Genomic DNA, 15957 nt, shown 5'->3' on the forward strand with positions numbered 1-15957 from the left:
GCGGTCAGGCGGGAAGTTCGTTATCATCGTACAACAGATCGCCGCGGACGAACCGCGCGGTTCGCTCGTCTCGCGGGTTCTCGAAGACCTGGCCCGGCGGGCCGACCTCGACCAGTTCCCCCTCGAGCAGGAAGGCGACGCGATCCGAAACCCGCTTGGCCTGATGCATGTCGTGGGTCGCGAGCAAGACCCCGTGATCGCGCTCGCGAGAGCGCTCGATCGCCCGCTCGAGGATGGCCGTGTTCCGCGGGTCGAGATCCGATGTCGGTTCGTCAAGCACCAGCACTTCGGGCTCCGCTGCGATCGCGCGGGCAAACGACACCCGCTGTGCTTCGCCGCCGGACAGCGACGCCGGATCGCGATCCCACGCATCACGGAGCCCGACCAGTTCGAGGGCCTCGAGCGTCCGTTCATCGACGGCCGGCGAGCCAGTAACCCGGCGAGGGAGGAGTCGTTCGAGGAATCCTCGAATCCGCCGCGGCCACGGCCACCGAACCCGTCGCCCGATATCGACGTTACGCGCAACCGGCGCATCGAACAGGCTTGCCTGCTGGAAGACCATGCCGATCCGGCGACGGATCACGAGCCGGTCGTCCCGTGACAGCGCCCAGGGGTCGGTCCCGTCGTAGCGAATCGTGCCGCCGGTCGGCTGCTCGAACAGGGCAGCCAGCCGCAACAGCGTCGTCTTGCCGGCCCCCGAGGGGCCGATAATCGTCATGATTTCGCCTGACTCGAGCGCAAGCGAGATCTCCGTCAGGATGTCGGTGCCGTCGACGCCGTAGGAGACGTCCTCGAGTTCGAGGTTCATTGGCTGGTCACCTCTGTGTCGATCGGCCACAGTCGTCTCGAGGAGCGGTCGTTCGTCCGTCTCATGATTATCGACCACCGAGTCGCATGACGATTCCGTTGACGAGCAAGACGAGGACGATCAAGACGGCACCGAGCGCCAGCGCCGTCTCGAACTCGCCTCGCCGCGTCTCGAACGTGATTGCGGTCGTGATGGTACGGGTCTTCGACGTACCGTCGGCGTAGGCGATGTTCCCGCCGACGATGAGGACTGACCCGACTTCGCTGATTGCCCGTCCGAAGCCGGCGAGAATTCCAGTTATAACGCCGTAGCGCGCCTCTTTGAGTGTGATAAGCGCCACGTCCGTCCGGGTCCCACCCACGCCGTAGGCGGTATCGCGAACCGCGTCGTCGACACTCTCGACTGCCGAAAGCGCGACGCCCGTGATCACCGGCGCGGCGAGGATACACTGCGAGATGATCATCGCCTCCGGCGTGTAGACGAGGTCCAGCGATCCGAGCGGGCCGTCGGTCGAAATAAATAGCAGGACGAACAGTCCGACGGCAACGCTTGGAAAGCCCATTCCCGTATTGATGATCGCCGTCACGAGGCGCTTCCCACGGAAGTCGGCAAAGCCGATGAGGAACGCGACCGGCAGGCTCACCAGCGTACTCACGAAGATGGCCGTCAGACTCACCGTCAGCGAGACGCGAATGACACTCCGGAGATAGTTCGGTTCGGCGATCGGTTCGAATGGCATCAGTTGGTGATCTGTCCGTGTGGCTGGTCTGTGAACCCGGCGATCACTCGCCGCCCGAATCCGGCTGCCAGTCCTCCGGGACGTACTGCTGGAAGTCCGGATCTTCCGACAGCGCCTCCGGGAAGAACAACTGCTGGTCGTTCGCAGTGTAGTTCGCGATGAGCTCCTGTCCCTCGGGGCTAGTAAAGAAGCCGATGTAGGCCATCGCGAGCTGGTAGTTGACGTTGTCGTGGATCTCGGGGTTGACCGCCATGATCCCGTAGGGGTTCGAGAGCAGTTCCGGTCCACCCTCGATCGGGCCCTGAAGCAGAATCTCGAGATCGATGTTATCCTGCATCGAGAGATAGGTGCCCCGGTCGGCGAGCGTATACGCGCTCGATTCATCCGCGACAGTCAACGTATTCCCCATGCCGCTGCCGGTTTCCTGGTACCACTCGCCGCTTGGCTCGATACCGGTTTCGGACCAGATCACTTTTTCTTTGGTGTGAGTCCCCGAGTCGTCGCCGCGGGAGGCGAACGTCGCTTGTGTGTTGGCGATGGCCTCGAATGCGGCCGTCGCCTGTTCGGTATTGCCCACGCCAGCTGGGTCGTCGCTCGGACCGACGACCACGAAGTCGTTGAACATCAGGTCCCGACGATTGACACCGTAGCCGTCCCGCATGAACTCGTCTTCTTGTGAGCGCGCGTGGACGAGGATCACGTCTGCGTTTCCGTTCCGAGCGGACTCGATCGCTTGCCCCGTCCCTTGTGCGTTTGCCGCGACTTGCACCCCGAACCGGTCCTGAAACTCGGCGTTGATCTCGTCGAGCAGTCCCGTGTCGTACGTACTCGTGGTCGTTGCAAGCGCGAGTTCCGCTCCAGCGATCGACCCCTCGTTGCCGTCGTTGCTGCTATTCAGACAGCCCGCGATGGCCGCCGTGAGCCCAGTCGCACCTGCCCCTAAAAACTCTCGCCGTCGATATTCCATACCGGAAACAACGATGAATCGCAGTTGTATAAATGTTGGGGCACAAATGGTTACGTCGTTCGCTCGAGCGCCCGATTTGAGGAGAAAGATAACGGCTTCTGGTTACGCACGCTGACCGACACGGCCGGAAGCCACCGGCAGAGCGCTACCCGACCTGTGCGACCGCCACGACGGCGTTCGTCTCGAATCCCCACACCAGCTACTCGTGTTTGTCCGGCATCGTCGAGTATCGCCCAGTCCCCCGCATGTCCGCTCGCTCCGACGGCGGCGGTGCCATCGTGGAGTGGCGCGTCGGACTGCCCGACGCCGTTCCGCGGTTCCGATCGCCGCCACGTCCGGTTTCCACGAGATCCCCGTCGTCCGCAGCGTCGGCGTCGTCTGCTTCGGCCGTAGCATCGTCCGCAGCGTCGGCGTCGGAACCTTCACGACTGGGTGTGCCGGCATTCGCCGTCTCGAGTCGCGCTTTGAGCTGCCGAATGTCGTCGCCGAACTGCTCGAACGAGGGCTGCATCGACGATCGAAGGCGATCCTCGAGATCGGCGGCCGTCTCCTCCGCATCGTCACTTTCGTCGGCCGCTAACTCGTCCGATCGATCCCCGCCGACACCATGTTCTTCGGCTTCGGCAGCCGATGCTGTCCGTTCGCCGATCGTCTCCCGGAGGTCGCTGACTGCCACTTCAAGGCAGTCCTCGTCGGCACGATCGGCAAGGGTTGCGAGTCGGAGCAACCGCTGGAGGTCCGCGACGTGCTCCTGCTTACCCAGGGCGATAGCCTCGGGGATCGAACCCGGTTCGGTTCCATCGTCGAGTGTGTCTAAGCCGACTGCTGTAAGCAACTCGTCGGGGTCGGCCGACTCGAGGAGGTCGCTCGCCTCGGTTGCGGTCTCGAGCAACGCTGTCTCGGCTGCCCCGTCGTCGCCATCGCCGGCGACGAGCGAGCCACTCGAGGCGTCGGCCTCGGTCAGTACCTCCTGCACTCGGTCCTGGAGTTTCGAGTCGGTCATGCGTGATCTCCCGATCTCGCTGCGCTGCTCGTCGTGTCGTTCGTCCCCCGTTCGACGCTGGGACGGTGTGTTTCACTCCATCATTCGGCTTCCGCCGCCGGTTCCAACTCCTCGTTCGAGTCCGAGTCCGGCTCATCGTCCATCACTGCCTCGATGATTTCGGCGGTCATCTCCTCGCGGCTGCGGTTCGCTTTCACGCCGACGTCTTTCGCGATCGACTGCAGATCGCTGTCGGACAGCACGCCGAGGAAATCCTCGAGCGTGTCCTTCCGGCGGTCCTCGAGGTGCTCCATCGACGACTCGTCTTTGCCATTGCCGGACGAGTCGGCTTCCTCGGTCGTCTCCTTGGATTCGCTCGTGACATCTTCGGCTGTCTCTTTTGCGTTGTCAGCAGTTCCCTCGACTGCCGCTCCTGCTTTGTCGGCAGCTTCTTTGACCGCCGCTTTGGCGTCCGGTTCGTCGCGCTCTTTGCCTTCGTCTTCCTGTTCTTCCGCTTCGTCCGCCGGTTTCTCGTCCTGTGGTTCAGTCTGTCCCCCACTCTCGTCGCCACCGATACCGTCCAGAAGTCCCTCGACACTGCTCCCGTCAGTGACGTCTTTGGCCATCGACGCGAGCGAATCGCGTCCCTCGAGTTCCGAGAACGACTCCTGGAGGGTGTCTCGAATCGCCGTCGAGAGGTCAGCCCGGATCTCGCCGAGTTCCTTCCCGTCCTCGACATCCGCGGCGATCGTCTCGTGGACAGTCCGGCCGACCGACGCGCCGACGTCGCGTCCGAACTGCTCGCCGAACTGGCGGCCGACCGCTGCGCCGACGTCGCCGCCATCGATGCTGTCCTCGAGGCCCCCATCACCGAGTACCTCGGTGACATCGATCTGATTCGAGACTTCCTCGGCAACCATGCCTTTCAGTCCCGGTCCGTCACTCACGTCTCTCACCTCGAGTTAGTCCGCGGCGATGGAGCGCATAGTATTCGAGTCGCATGGGGTTACTCCTCCGCTTCGGACGCCTGGTCCGGTTCTTCGTCAGCCGATGCTTCGGCCTCCGTGCCCGTCTCGGCATCGCCCTCCGACTCGGGTTCCGTGTCAGCGCCAGCTTCAGATTCGTCTCCGTCAGGCTCGGCTTCTCCCTCGTCGTCCCCGGCTGCTTCCGCTTCCTCCGCGGTGGGCTCTTCGTCTGTAGCTTCATCGACCGTGTCGGCTGGCTCTTCGTCCGCTTGGGCGTGCTCTCCAGCGCTGGAACTGAGCAGTTCGTCGACGACCATGTCCCCGATCGTCCGCCCGAGGGATTCACCGATCGCTCGTCCGAGGATCGCACCGATCTGTCCGCCCAGCGCTTCGCCGAGCGGCTTGTCCCCGTCAATTTCGTCCTCCCACTGGGTTCCTTCGACTAGTTCGTCGACATCGACGTTGTCGCTAATCTTCTCGGTATCGATCCGCTGGGTCAGTGTGCTGTCGCTCATGACGGTACCTCCGCTTGTGACGGTTCCGTCCGTTCGCCGGGCGCATCAGTGCGCTCGGGCTCGAGTCGTTCGACTACCTGCTCGATTACTTCACTGACGATCGCTGCCACGACCTCCTCGGTGGGGAAGCTAGGAACCAGCGCGGCCAGCTTCGCTTTGAGCCAGCCGACTGCGCTGGAGATGCGGCCGGGGGAGTCATCACCCGGTTCTGCGTCTTCGCCTTCCGTCTCACCGTCGGCACCACGACCCCCGAACAGGGCATCAAGAAATTCACTTGGCTTGTTCAGCAGTGATTCCACCGTCTCGAGCATGCCACTCGACCCGTCGAAGAGCCCCGAGACTGTTGCAAGGAGGTTCCCGAGCAGGTTGTTCTCGCCCGGTCGCGCTGAGACATCGAGTGTGACCGGATTCAGGTTCACCTCGAGGCCGAGTAAATCGAGGAACAGACCCTCGAGGTCGAGATGGAGGACGCCTGCAACCGCCTCGTCCTGATAGACGTCGTCGGCGTCTTCGATGTGGTATTCGTCTTCTTCCGCTGTCTCCTCTTCCGCTTCCGGTTCCGCTGCTTCTTCCTCGACTTCCGGCTCTTCTATCTCGTCCTCGTCTTCGCCCTCGGTTTCTTCGCTTTCGGGTGCGTCTTCGACTTCTCCCCCGGTCTCACTGTCGGTCGTTTCGTCTTCCGGTTCTTCCACCTCCGCCTGTCCGCCATCAGTCACCACTCGGCGTGGCGGCCCTGCCGCATGTACGGCGCTGTCAGGACGGCTCGAGGACCGCTCGTCCCGCCTGAAATCCAAGCGTTCCTCGAGTCCGCCATCTGCGAACTCACTGGTCATTGTCCGGAAAAGCAGAAGGCAAGGGCAGTTGTGGCGGTTGGCCTTGCGTATGCGGCTATCAGTCACCCGCTAACGGAAAATAACTGTACACGCTTGGCCGACCGACCTGATCGGCGCTACTCGAGCGAGCCGACACAAAGCGCGTATTCGCCGCGCGTCGCTCCCTCGTCGTGGTACTCGACAGGTTCTTCGATCGCAGCGACGGTGTCGTCGGCGACGGCAGCTGCCGTAGCGATTCCATCGATGCGTTCGACTCCCTCCGCGCCGGACTCGAGATCGAACCAGCGGGCGGCGTGGGTGTCGGGATCGCGAACCCGGAAGTTCTGCGCACAGGGCGCGACGAGCCGATCGCCGTCGGTCGCCAGCCCGTGGACGAACCCGCGAACCGCATCGTCCCAGACGAGGTCGCCGTTGGCGTCGAACGCGGCGACCCGGTGTTCGTTTGGATGCCGGCTCTCGGTTTCGCGACTCTCCGCGGCATAGGTGTTGCCTGTCACGAACGCCACCCGGCCGTCGTTCGCGTAGGCGTGGTTCGGATAGGCATACAGCGTCTCGCCGTCGATCTCGGTTTCGACCGCGAGGTCGACGTGCCAGCGCTCGGCACCGCCGGGGCCAAGCAGATAGCCGCGTTTGTCACCGTGACTCGAGACGGCGATCGCCTCGCCATCGAATGAGACGTCGCCGACGCGGCGGTCGCCGTCGGTGCCGGGGTCCCAGGTCCACGCGAGCTCGCCCGACTCGGCCTCGAGGACGACCAGTCCGGTGTCGTGATCGCCCATACAGCGGTTGTAGCCCACCGCGAGTTGCTCGCCGTCGGCATCGAGGTCGAGCGCGATCGGCGAGGCGTCGGTCTCGTAGGTCCAGCAGACGTCACCGTCGGCATCGAACGCATAGACCGTGCTGTGCCACTGGCGAGTCTCGCCGTCGCGTTCGTAGCGTCGCGCAGCAGCATAGAGCCGCTCGTTTCCGTCGGCGTCCGTGCCGGTCTCGAGCGCGACGACGTAGGGCAGGTAGAAGACGGTGTCCTTGACTGCCTCGCCGACATCGTCAGCGGTGTCGTAGCGCCAGCGCTGCTCGCCCGTCTCGGCGTCGTAGGCGACGATCGCGCCGGTGTCGCCGCGGCCAGCGACGACGATCGTTTCGTCGTCCTCGAGCGACGCGATGCCGACCGCGTGGTCCGGATGATCGACCGTCCAGCGGGTCTCGAGCGAATCGGCGTCACGGGCGGTGACGGTGCCGTCCCACTCGCCGGTGACGACGAGGTCGCCCGACTCGGCAACGCCGACCGCGGATCGGGTCCACATGTGCCGGCTCCGTGCTGGCTCGATCTCGCCGAGCGGTTCCCGTCGGAGATCGATCTCGCTGTCGTGTTCGGGTGCAGGTTCAGCCATCGTCACTCCTCTACCGGAAACGTCTCGTGGAGGGTGTCGTGGGCATCGCCGAGCCCCTCGACGATGCTCTCGCCTTGCGTGGCCAGCCGTCCGACCGCTCGCTCGGCGTCACGAACCGCCAGCAGTCGCCCTCGCGTGTAATCGTATTCCGGGTCGTCGCTGTCCATCGTGGCGACCTCCTCCTCTAAATCGACCAGCGCCGCGTCGAGATGGCGCTGCAGCTCGGTGAGGCTGTCGGCCTCTACGAGGCCCTGAATCGGGCCCTCGAGGTGGCCCTCGAGTTCTTTCTCCGCGTGCTCGCGGGCGCTGTCGTCCCCGACACCGAGGACGTTCATCAATCCGAGTCGTAGTGCTTCGATTTCGTGGCAGCTCATGGGTGAATGGTAGTGGTAAATCGTGTGTCGTCTCAGTGGTCGATACAACTCCGCTACAGCGTTTGATCGACGAGATCGCTGACGATGCGGTCTCGATCAAGGTGGTCGGCGACGATCCGCTCGGCATCGTCGTCCGCGACGTCGCCGTACCAGATTCCATCGGGGTAGACCGCGACCATCGGCCCGTCGCCACAGCGGCCGAGACAGGACGACCGCGTGATGCGGGCGTCGGCGTGTTCGGAGTCCCGGACCTCCTGACGGAGTCGTTCGAGCACCGCCGGCGAGCCCATTTTCGCGCAGGTCTGGTTGGTACAAACCGCGACGTGCTTTGCGGGCGCGTCGTGGCTGTGGGGCTCGTCGTCGATATCCTCGCGGTCGGCGTGGGCCTCCTGGTGGGCCAGCGCACGCAACATAGCGCGTGCGCCGCCGACGTCTTCCTCGTAGCCCTCGAGGTCGACCTTGTACTTGCAGGTGTCACAGGACATCTCGACGCTGCCCGATCGCGCCTCCTGCCAGCGATCGGCGAAGACATCGAGCAGCCGTGAGTCCGTCCCGAGCGGGTCGCCGGCCAGCGCGTCGACGTAGGGATAGTCCTCGTCGAACTCGGCGGTCCAGTCGCGGACCCGCTGGGTGAGGACGCCGTCGCCGAGCATATAGGGGAGCACGACGACCGCGTCGGGGCGGTGTTTCGAGAGCCCATGCAAGGTGTCCTCGAGCGTCGGCTCCGTGACACCGATGAACGTCGCCTCCACGCGGTCGAAGTCCCGGCCCTCGAACAGCAAGCGGGCGAGTTTGTGCACGTCGCCGTTGGCGTCTGGATCGCTCGAGCCCCGCCCACAGACGACGACAGCGACGTCATCTTCGGTGCGATCGACGCCCAGTTCGCGTTCGACGGCAGCGGCGCGGTCGTCCAGCAGATCCAAGATGGCGGGATGAACCCCCAGATGTGCGCCGTTGTTGATCGCGATCTCATGTTCAGCGCGGGCCTGCTCGATCGCCAGCGGCACGTCGTTTTTGACGTGGCTCGCGGCAAAAAGCGAGCAGTGGACGACCGTCACCTGATCGGCGACGGGTGCAAGTCCTGCGAAGGCCTCGTCAATCGACGGCTCCGCGAGCTCGAGGAACGCGGCGTCGACCGGAATCCCGAGCCGTGACTCGAGGCCAGCGGCCAGTTCGCGGACCTGTTCGTTCGATTTCTCGCGTCTGGAGCCGTGGCCGATCAGGAGGACGGCTTCGTCATCGAAGCCAGCCACCGTCGCGGGCGTGGAGTCGTCAGGTGTGCTCATCGATCTGGGTAAGCTACGGCTGGTCGCCGTCGTACGCCGACGCTTGCTCGATGCTCCGCTCGAGCTTGCGGCGGCGACTCGGCGCGAACAGGCCGGTTTCCTCGCAGTTCTCGTAGAGCCAGGTGCCGAACGCGGGCACAGCGTCGTCGTCGACGCCGAACCAGTAGCCACCCGACGAGGTCGCCGAAAGGTCGCCCGTGGGGGCGTCGATTGGACAGTCGGCAATCAGCTCTTGTGTCGCCTCGAGCAGTTCTCGGTCGTCGTGGACGAAGGAAATGCCAACTGTGCCACTCGAGGACTTAAAGCAGATCGTGCCACTGCCCTCGAGCAGGCCCCGAAGGAGCTCCCGATCGTGACTCGAGAACGCACCGAATCGGTAGTTTCCGCGGCCGTCGACGGGGAGCGAGAGCGTGCTGTTTCGACCTAACAGCCGTCTATCATCCCCGTCGCCGATCGACAGCGTGTACTCGTCTTCCGTGCGCGTGATCGAGGTGTCGTGGGCGTACTCGCGGGTCGTCGTCTCGTGTGCGACATCCCCGCCCGCGATCGCAGCGAGCACCTGGGCGGACTCCTCGTCGTTGGTGACGACCTCGAGATGCTCACGGCTTCGCCGTTCGCCGTCCGTGGTTCTCGCTTCGCTCCGAACCACGCGCCCGCTCCCGGCAACGTGGCCCCAGAAGTACGCCGTGGCGGCGTGTCCCGCGAGCGGGTCCGAGGGGACCGCAATCTCGAGGGCGTCGCCGTCAGCCGTCGGGTCGGTGTCGCTCATTCGCCCACCTCCTCGACGATGATCGCGTCCGTCGGGCAGGCTGCTGCGGCCTGCTGGGCTTCCTCGATGCGGTCGTCGTCGAACGTCGCGACGACCCGCTCGGCGGTGTCGGTGACCTCGCCCTCGCAGTCGTAGACCGGATCGGCGTCCGGATCAACCGTCGCGAGGCCGTCCGCGCCCTCGATAAATCGCGGGTCACGGGTCAGGCAGGCGAAGATGCCGTCGCAGGCGTCTTTCTCGATGGTGACTTCGTATCGTGGCATGTCAGTAGTCGTATTTCGTCTCGTAGCCACGCGGCGTGACCATCCGGTCGTCCCAGACGTAGGTGTCCTCGGTGCCGACGACGATCGTCGTCGTCATGTCGATGATCTCGCTTTCACCTAGGTCCTCGAGTTCGCTGAGTTCGGTGATCATCACCTGTTCGTCCTCGCGGCCGGCACCGTGGACGATGCCGACTGGCGTGTCGGGATCGCGGTGGGTCAGCAGGATCTCGCAGGCCTTCTCGAAGTTCTCCCGGCGCTTGCGGCTCCAGGGGTTGTAGATCGTGATCGTGAAGTTCTCGCTCGCGACTGCGTGCAGCCGCGACTCGATTTCCGGCATCGGGACGAGGTGATCCGACAGCGAGACCGAGACGGTGTCGTTGACGAGTGGGGCACCCAGCCGGGCCGCACAGGACTGGGCCGCCGGGACGCCGGGCACGACCTCGAAGTCGACCATCGAGGCCGTTGCGCCCTTCGATTCGAGGATCTCGAGTGCCAAGCCCGCAAGTGCGTAGACGTTGGGGTCGCCGCTGCCGACGATCGCCACGTCGTTGCCCGCGAGCGCGCGGTCGATCGACTCCTCGGTCCGGGAGACTTCGCCGCACATCGGCGTGTCGTAGATGTCGTCGGCCTGTTCGGTGATCTCGTCGGGAATCAGCTCGATGTAGGTCGTGTAGCCGACGATGTGCTCGGCCTCGAGTAAGGCCTCTTTCGCGCGCTCGGTCATCCCCTCCGGGTGACCGGGGCCAAGGCCGACGGCGATCAGCTGGCCGGGCTCGGCGTCGAAGTCATCGACCGTCGCGCCGACTTCCTGCTCGTTAGAGTCGTCGTCGGAACTCGAGGCCCCGCACTTGCTCGAGGACGAGGAAGAACTCGAGGAGCCGCCGCATTTCGAACTCGAGTCGTCGGTGCTGCTGCTCGATGCGCCACACTTGGAAGTCGATTCGTCGTCAGCGTCTGCGTTGGTGTCCGTGCTCATGAATATTAGAAATCGTCGACGTCACGCCCGCCGCGCGGGGTGACGAGGTACGTTCGGTCGTCGTTACGCCAGGTTTCGGTCTCGTGGTTGCCGATGATCAGCGAGGTTCCCATTCCGGAGACCTTGTCGTCGTGGTCGGCGGCCTCGCCGAGCGTCGTAATGAAGTGGCTCTCGCCATTTCGGCCGGCGTCTTCGCGGCCGGCGTCGTTGACGATCGCAACGTAGGCGTCGTCGGTCCGCTCCTCGCGGACGATCTCGACGGCCTCCTCGTAGTTGCGCCAGCAGTTGTAGAGGACGATCACGAAGTCCGAAATGGCAGCCGCGCGCAGTTTCTCCTCGATCTCGTCCCAGCCGCGCCACTTGTCAGACAGCGAGACGGTACAGAAGTCGTTGCAAAGCGGCGCGCCGACGTTCGCCGAGCCGCCGAGTGCCGCCGTCAGCCCGGGGACGATCTCGATCGGCACGTCCGTCGCGTCGTCCTCCTCGGCCATCTTGAAGATGAGGTCGGACTTGCCGTAGACCGACGGATCGCCGCCTGAGACGTGAGCCACGTCCTTTCCTTCTCGGACGTGGTCGAACGCCGCGCGAGCGAGTTCGATCTGCCGTCCCATCGTCGAGCGGACGATCTCCTGCTCGAAGCCGTCCTCGCGAGTCGCAACGCCGTCATCGTCGACGGCATCCTCCGGCGGGAGCGTCCCGTCGTTGCGCAGGAACTCCTGATAGAGGCTCGAGGCGATGACGACGTCCGCCGATTCGATGACCTCCTTGGCCCGGAGGGTCATATGCTCGGGCAGTCCGGGGCCAATGCCGACGACGTAGAGGGTCCCGTGGTCGTCGGGCGTGCCATCGGCAGGAGTTGAGTCAGTGTCGGAACTCATCGGCCGATCGCCACCGTAACCTCGTTTTCGTAGCCGATTTTCTCGAGGACGAGTTCCTGTTCAGCGCCGCCGGCGATCGCGGAGGCCTCGGAGACGCCCGGCCAACCGATCAGTTCCTTCGATTTCGAGGGGGTTGGTCCCTCGTGGGAGAGCAAGGTTTCCTTGTCGAAAGCGACGACGCCCAGATCGAGTTCCTGGGCCGCTGCGAGCAGCCCCTCTTCATCTTCTTTCCGGGTCGCGGTCGCGACGAACTCGACGTCGTCGAAGTCGTAGTCGGTCTGCTCGAGTGCCTCTTCCCACGCGGCGAGGAACGACTCCTTGCTCGCGCCGGAGACGCTGCCAGTGCCGATGACGACGCCGTCGTCCTTGTTGCGCTTGAGGACGGTGACGTCGTCGCCGACGAGGACGGCCTTCGGGCCCTCGAGGCGGGCGACGGGACCGAGGTTGTCGTCGAGGACGGCGAGGTTGGTTTTGACCGTCGAGTCGCCGTTGACGACGTGGGCGTCCATCGCCTTCGCCTTCGACTCGACGCCCTGTTTGCCCGCGGCCTCCGAAGCCGTCGTCATGGCTGGGACGGCACCCATCGTCGCCAGGTCCTGTGCGACCTGGTTCGCGCCGTGGTGGCCGCCCGTGATCGGGATGGCCCACGTCAGTTCCTCGTCGACGACACAGATCGCGGGGTCCTCCCACTTGTCGTCGAGCAGGTGGGCCGTCTTGCGCATCGCGATGCCCGACGCCATCAGGCCGATAAAGCAGTCGTACTCGCCCCAGTGCTCCTCGAAGACGTCGCCGTGGTATTCGATGATGTCGATCGTCTCGTAGCGATCGCCGATCTCCGCTTTGATCTCCTCGGCGGTGTCCATCTTCCGCCCGAAGGAGATGATCGCGATCTCCTCGGCGACTTCACCGTCCGAATCCGGCGTCGAACAGTGGCCGCCGGAGTCCGTACTCGAGTTGTCGTCGTCAGTGCTCATGATTAGTCACTCTCGGCTTCGTCAGCGTCGTTTGAACCGCGATTCGCCCAGTCACCGTAGAGGAAGGATCGCTCGTAGCCCGCGCCGGTCACGGCGTCGCCGATGACGACCAGCGCCGAGGCGCGATAGCCCGCCTCCTCGACCTTGTCCGCGATCGTCCCGATATCGCCGATAATCACGTCCTCGTCCGGCCACGACGCATGATAAATCACCGCGACCGGCGTCTCGGGATCGTGGTCGTCCTCGAGCAACCGATCCATCGTATCGCGAACCGCGTGCGTTCCCAGATAGATGCAGGTCGTCACGTCGCCCATCTCCACGAAGTCGGAGATGTGGTCTTCCTCCTCGGTCAGGGTTTTGCCCTGCGGTCGGGTGAAGGCGACGTGATTCGAGACCTCGTTGAGCGTCAGTTGGGTTCGCAGCGTCGCGCTCGCGGCAAAGGCCGACGTGACGCCCGGCACGAAGTAGGTCGGGACGCCCTCGTGTTCTAACGCGTCCATTTGCTCGAGTGCGGCCCCGTAGATGGCGGGATCGCCGCTGTGGAGCCGAACGACGTTGTCGCCGTCCTCGTAGGCGTCCCGCATCAGCGGGATCAGTTCCTCGAGGTCCTTCCCGACCGAGTTCACCAACTCGGCGTGGGCACAGTACTCGTCGAGGAGTTCGCTGTTGACCAGCGAGCCCGCGTGGACGACGAGGTCGGCGTCCTCGAGCAGTTCCTTGCCCGCGACGGTCAGCAGTCGCGGGTTGCCGGGGCCGGCCCCGACGAAGGGAACGCCCTCCTGGTCGTCGCCGGCGCTGTGCTCGAAGATCCGGTCGTCCAGTTCCTCACGGCGGCGGTCGCTCTGTGAGTCGATCGCGTCCTGCGGGTCGTTGGGTGTCTCGTCAGTCATCGGTTTCCTCCGCGGCTGTCGCAGAACGGCTTCCAGCGTCGCTCGCCTCGGTTTCGAAGGCAGCCGTCGCCTGTTCGACCTCGAGGTCTTCTTTCTCGGCGTAGGCGAGCGTGTAGTAGTCGCGCTCGTCGATTTCCTCAGGGTCGTCGGTGATGATCGTCTCGCCCTGTTCCATGAAGAGCCGGCGACCGTAGGTCACGTCGTAGCCGGCCTCAACGAGGCCCTCGTGGGTCGCGGGTGCGTCGGTGACTTTGAACAGGATCATCCGGTCCGGTCCCGTCGGGCTCACGCCGGCGGCGGCCTCTCGTAGCGAGAGCCCCGCGCCGGCTTCGATTTCGACTCCCATCGCGGTCGCAAACGCGGTGACGGCACTGACGCCGGGGACGATCTCGAGGTCCACGTCGGAGTGGAACGCGTCGATCGTCCGGCGCAGGTGACCAAAGGTCGAGTAGACGTTCGGATCGCCCAGCGTCACGAACGCGACGTCGCCGTCGCGAGCGTTCGGGGCGATCTCCGCCGCGGCTTCCTTCCACGCCCGGCGCAGCTTTTCCTCGTCTTTCGTCATCGGGAAGTCCAGGTCCCCGATCTTCGACTCGTCGACGTGGTTCAGTGCAACCGTCCGCGAGAGGCGGCCCGGCGAGTAGACCACGTCGGCCGACTCGAGGACTTCTTTCCCGCGAACCGTCACGAGATCGGCCTCGCCGGGGCCGAGTCCGATGCCGTACAGCGTCATCGGCTCACCTCGTCGTCCGTCTCGTCAGTTGCGCTCCCGACCAGCATGTAGACCGGGTTGTCCGAGTCGAAACTCGTCGCGCCGGCGAGTTCGTAGCCGTGGCTCACCTGGAACTGGACGACTTCCTCGAGCAGGTCGCGCTCGCGGAAGGCCTCGGTCGCTCTGCCGGCGACCTCGAGTCGCGAGACGTTCATGACCACGCGGTCGATTTCGGTGTCGACGGCGTGGTCGAGCACTGCTTCGAAGTTGCGACTCCCGCCCAGAAAGAGCGCGTCGGCATCGTCGGGCAATCCCTCGGGCGCTTCCGCGTTGCGTAGTTCGATGTCTGCTTGAATCGCATCCTCGTTAGCGGCGATGTTCTGCTCCGTCGTCTCGAGGCGGTCGGGTTTGCGCTCGATGGCGGTCACCCGCCCGGCTCGCTGTGCGGCTTCGATCGTGATGGCTCCAGTACAGGAGCCGACTTCCGCGAAGTGGTCGTCGGGCTCGAGTGCGAGCTTCGAGCCGACGACGGCCCGGACCTCCGGCTTGGTCGGTCCGGCCTTCGCGTCGTGTGGAAGCGCGATGGGTGGCATCATCCGTGGGAAGTAAGCCCGACCCTAAAACAATTTTGTTTGGAGTAGACCAACTGCGGTTGCCCAGCTATACTTGGAGTAGCACAACTCCCGTTGTCAAATGCGATCGGACAGTCAGCCCAACGAGAACGGTCAGCTGAGAGGCCACCAGCAGGAGCTCGAGCCGAACTTCAAAACGAAACTCGAGTCAACTCCAGCGACCCGAGCAAACGCGACTACCGCGCGATTACCACTCCATGCCGCCGTTGATGCCAAGCACCTGGCCGGTCATGTACTGGGCCTGATCGCCGGCGAGGAACCGAACCATGCCGACGATATCCTCGGGTTCGGCGAACCGATCCAGCGGGATGTCCTCGCGGATCTTCTCCTGGACGCGTTCGGGAACCTTCTCGAGCATATCCGTCTCGGTAAAGCCGGGTGCAACGCAGTTGGCCGTCGAGTCGTGCGCGGCGAGTTCCAGCGCGAGCGTCCGTGTAAACGCAAAGAGGCCGCCTTTCGAGGTCGCGTAGTTGGCTTGCCCGTAGTTGCCCTGTTGGCCGACGACGCTCGAGATGTTGATCAACCGGCCGTGATCGGACGTCTTGATGTCCTCGTAGAACGCGTTGGTGCAGTTGAACGTTCCATTGAGGTTGACGTCGATGACCGTCCGCCAGTCCTCGTAGGTCATGTTCTCGAACGTTCGATCGACGGTGATGCCCGCGTTGTTGACGAGGACGTCGACTTCGTCGAGTTCAGCCCGGACTTCCTCGGCCATCCGCTCGACCTGTGCTGGATCGGAGACGTCCGCCTGAACGGGAACTGCCGTCTCGCCGTTTTCTTCGATCGTCTCGGTGACTTCACGGGCCAGTTCGTCCGAGGAACGATAGTTGACTGCCACGTCGGCCCCACAGCGGGCGAGTTCGAACGCGATCTCGCGGCCGATCCCGCGCGAGGAGCCGGTGACGAGACAGGTGCGGTCGGTCAGTGGCTTGCGCGCGAGGGGCTCGAGGCGCTGGACTGTTTCAGCCATGACATATGATATGCGCTCCCACGTGTTAACTAT

The 15957-nt window shown here is 64.4% G+C and carries 19 protein-coding genes; all 19 read right to left on the minus strand.

All coding sequences use genetic code 11. The features are described 5' to 3' along the window. Positions 1–4: 4 nt before the first annotated feature. The gene (locus BDK88_RS13220; RefSeq protein WP_130500828.1) at positions 5–808 is read right to left on the minus strand and encodes an amino acid ABC transporter ATP-binding protein; all 804 of its coding nucleotides are present in this window, start codon (positions 806–808) and stop codon (positions 5–7) included. 67 nt (positions 809–875) lie between these two features. Then, positions 876–1547 (minus strand): ABC transporter permease, encoded by a 672-nt coding sequence (locus BDK88_RS13225; protein ID WP_130500829.1) that lies wholly within the window; start codon positions 1545–1547, stop codon positions 876–878. Positions 1548–1590: 43 nt separating this feature from the next. After that, positions 1591–2514: a substrate-binding domain-containing protein gene (locus BDK88_RS13230; RefSeq protein WP_130500830.1), complete on the minus strand. Its 924-nt coding sequence runs from the start codon at positions 2512–2514 to the stop codon at positions 1591–1593. 199 nt (positions 2515–2713) lie between these two features. Then, on the minus strand, positions 2714–3517 hold the full coding sequence (locus BDK88_RS13235) for a hypothetical protein (protein WP_130500831.1): 804 nt from the start codon (positions 3515–3517) through the stop codon (positions 2714–2716). Between the two features lie 80 nt (positions 3518–3597). Next, positions 3598–4443 (minus strand): hypothetical protein, encoded by an 846-nt coding sequence (locus BDK88_RS13240; protein WP_449406707.1) that lies wholly within the window; start codon positions 4441–4443, stop codon positions 3598–3600. 59 nt (positions 4444–4502) lie between these two features. Next, a complete protein-coding gene (locus BDK88_RS13245) occupies positions 4503–4976 on the minus strand; it encodes a hypothetical protein (RefSeq protein WP_130500833.1) in 474 nt (157 codons plus the stop codon). Continuing rightward, a complete protein-coding gene (locus tag BDK88_RS13250) occupies positions 4973–5809 on the minus strand; it encodes a hypothetical protein (protein WP_130500834.1) in 837 nt (278 codons plus the stop codon). The genes BDK88_RS13245 and BDK88_RS13250 overlap by 4 nt, the downstream gene beginning before the upstream one ends. A gap of 116 nt (positions 5810–5925) precedes the next feature. Further along, positions 5926–7200, minus strand: a complete 1275-nt coding sequence (locus BDK88_RS13255) for an outer membrane protein assembly factor BamB family protein (RefSeq protein ID WP_130500835.1) — start codon at positions 7198–7200, stop codon at positions 5926–5928. A 2-nt stretch (positions 7201–7202) separates the two neighbouring features. After that, positions 7203–7574 (minus strand): DUF3209 family protein, encoded by a 372-nt coding sequence (locus BDK88_RS13260; protein WP_008009735.1) that lies wholly within the window; start codon positions 7572–7574, stop codon positions 7203–7205. A gap of 53 nt (positions 7575–7627) precedes the next feature. Beyond that, positions 7628–8860 (minus strand): CbiX/SirB N-terminal domain-containing protein, encoded by a 1233-nt coding sequence (locus tag BDK88_RS13265; RefSeq protein ID WP_130500836.1) that lies wholly within the window; start codon positions 8858–8860, stop codon positions 7628–7630. Between the two features lie 13 nt (positions 8861–8873). Continuing rightward, the gene (locus BDK88_RS13270) at positions 8874–9629 is read right to left on the minus strand and encodes a cobalamin biosynthesis protein (RefSeq protein ID WP_130500837.1); all 756 of its coding nucleotides are present in this window, start codon (positions 9627–9629) and stop codon (positions 8874–8876) included. Continuing rightward, positions 9626–9892: a ferredoxin gene (locus tag BDK88_RS13275; protein ID WP_130500838.1), complete on the minus strand. Its 267-nt coding sequence runs from the start codon at positions 9890–9892 to the stop codon at positions 9626–9628. The genes BDK88_RS13270 and BDK88_RS13275 overlap by 4 nt, the downstream gene beginning before the upstream one ends. Before the next feature lies 1 nt (position 9893). Then, positions 9894–10868 carry a precorrin-3B C(17)-methyltransferase gene (cobJ, locus tag BDK88_RS13280; protein ID WP_130500839.1) on the minus strand — a complete coding sequence of 325 codons (975 nt, stop codon included), beginning with the start codon at positions 10866–10868 and terminating at the stop codon, positions 9894–9896. A 5-nt stretch (positions 10869–10873) separates the two neighbouring features. Beyond that, positions 10874–11746 carry a precorrin-3B C(17)-methyltransferase gene (locus BDK88_RS13285; RefSeq protein WP_130500840.1) on the minus strand — a complete coding sequence of 291 codons (873 nt, stop codon included), beginning with the start codon at positions 11744–11746 and terminating at the stop codon, positions 10874–10876. After that, positions 11743–12720 carry a cobalt-precorrin 5A hydrolase gene (cbiG, locus tag BDK88_RS13290; RefSeq protein ID WP_130500841.1) on the minus strand — a complete coding sequence of 326 codons (978 nt, stop codon included), beginning with the start codon at positions 12718–12720 and terminating at the stop codon, positions 11743–11745. The genes BDK88_RS13285 and cbiG overlap by 4 nt, the downstream gene beginning before the upstream one ends. A 2-nt stretch (positions 12721–12722) precedes the next feature. Continuing rightward, a complete protein-coding gene (locus tag BDK88_RS13295) occupies positions 12723–13610 on the minus strand; it encodes a cobalt-precorrin-4/precorrin-4 C(11)-methyltransferase (RefSeq protein ID WP_130500842.1) in 888 nt (295 codons plus the stop codon). Next, on the minus strand, positions 13603–14343 hold the full coding sequence (locus BDK88_RS13300; RefSeq protein ID WP_130500843.1) for a cobalt-factor II C(20)-methyltransferase: 741 nt from the start codon (positions 14341–14343) through the stop codon (positions 13603–13605). Before BDK88_RS13300 ends, BDK88_RS13295 begins: the two co-directional genes overlap by 8 nt. Beyond that, complete coding sequence (gene cbiT / locus BDK88_RS13305; RefSeq protein WP_130500844.1) at positions 14340–14915, minus strand: precorrin-6Y C5,15-methyltransferase (decarboxylating) subunit CbiT; 576 nt, start codon at positions 14913–14915, stop codon at positions 14340–14342. The genes BDK88_RS13300 and cbiT overlap by 4 nt, the downstream gene beginning before the upstream one ends. Positions 14916–15141: 226 nt before the next feature. Continuing rightward, positions 15142–15924, minus strand: coding sequence for a beta-ketoacyl-ACP reductase (locus tag BDK88_RS13310; RefSeq protein WP_130500845.1), 783 nt, complete (start codon positions 15922–15924; stop codon positions 15142–15144). Between the last annotated feature and the right edge of the window lie 33 nt (positions 15925–15957).

Source organism: Natrinema hispanicum (assembly GCF_004217335.1).
Classification (GTDB): Archaea; Halobacteriota; Halobacteria; order Halobacteriales; family Natrialbaceae; genus Natrinema; species Natrinema hispanicum.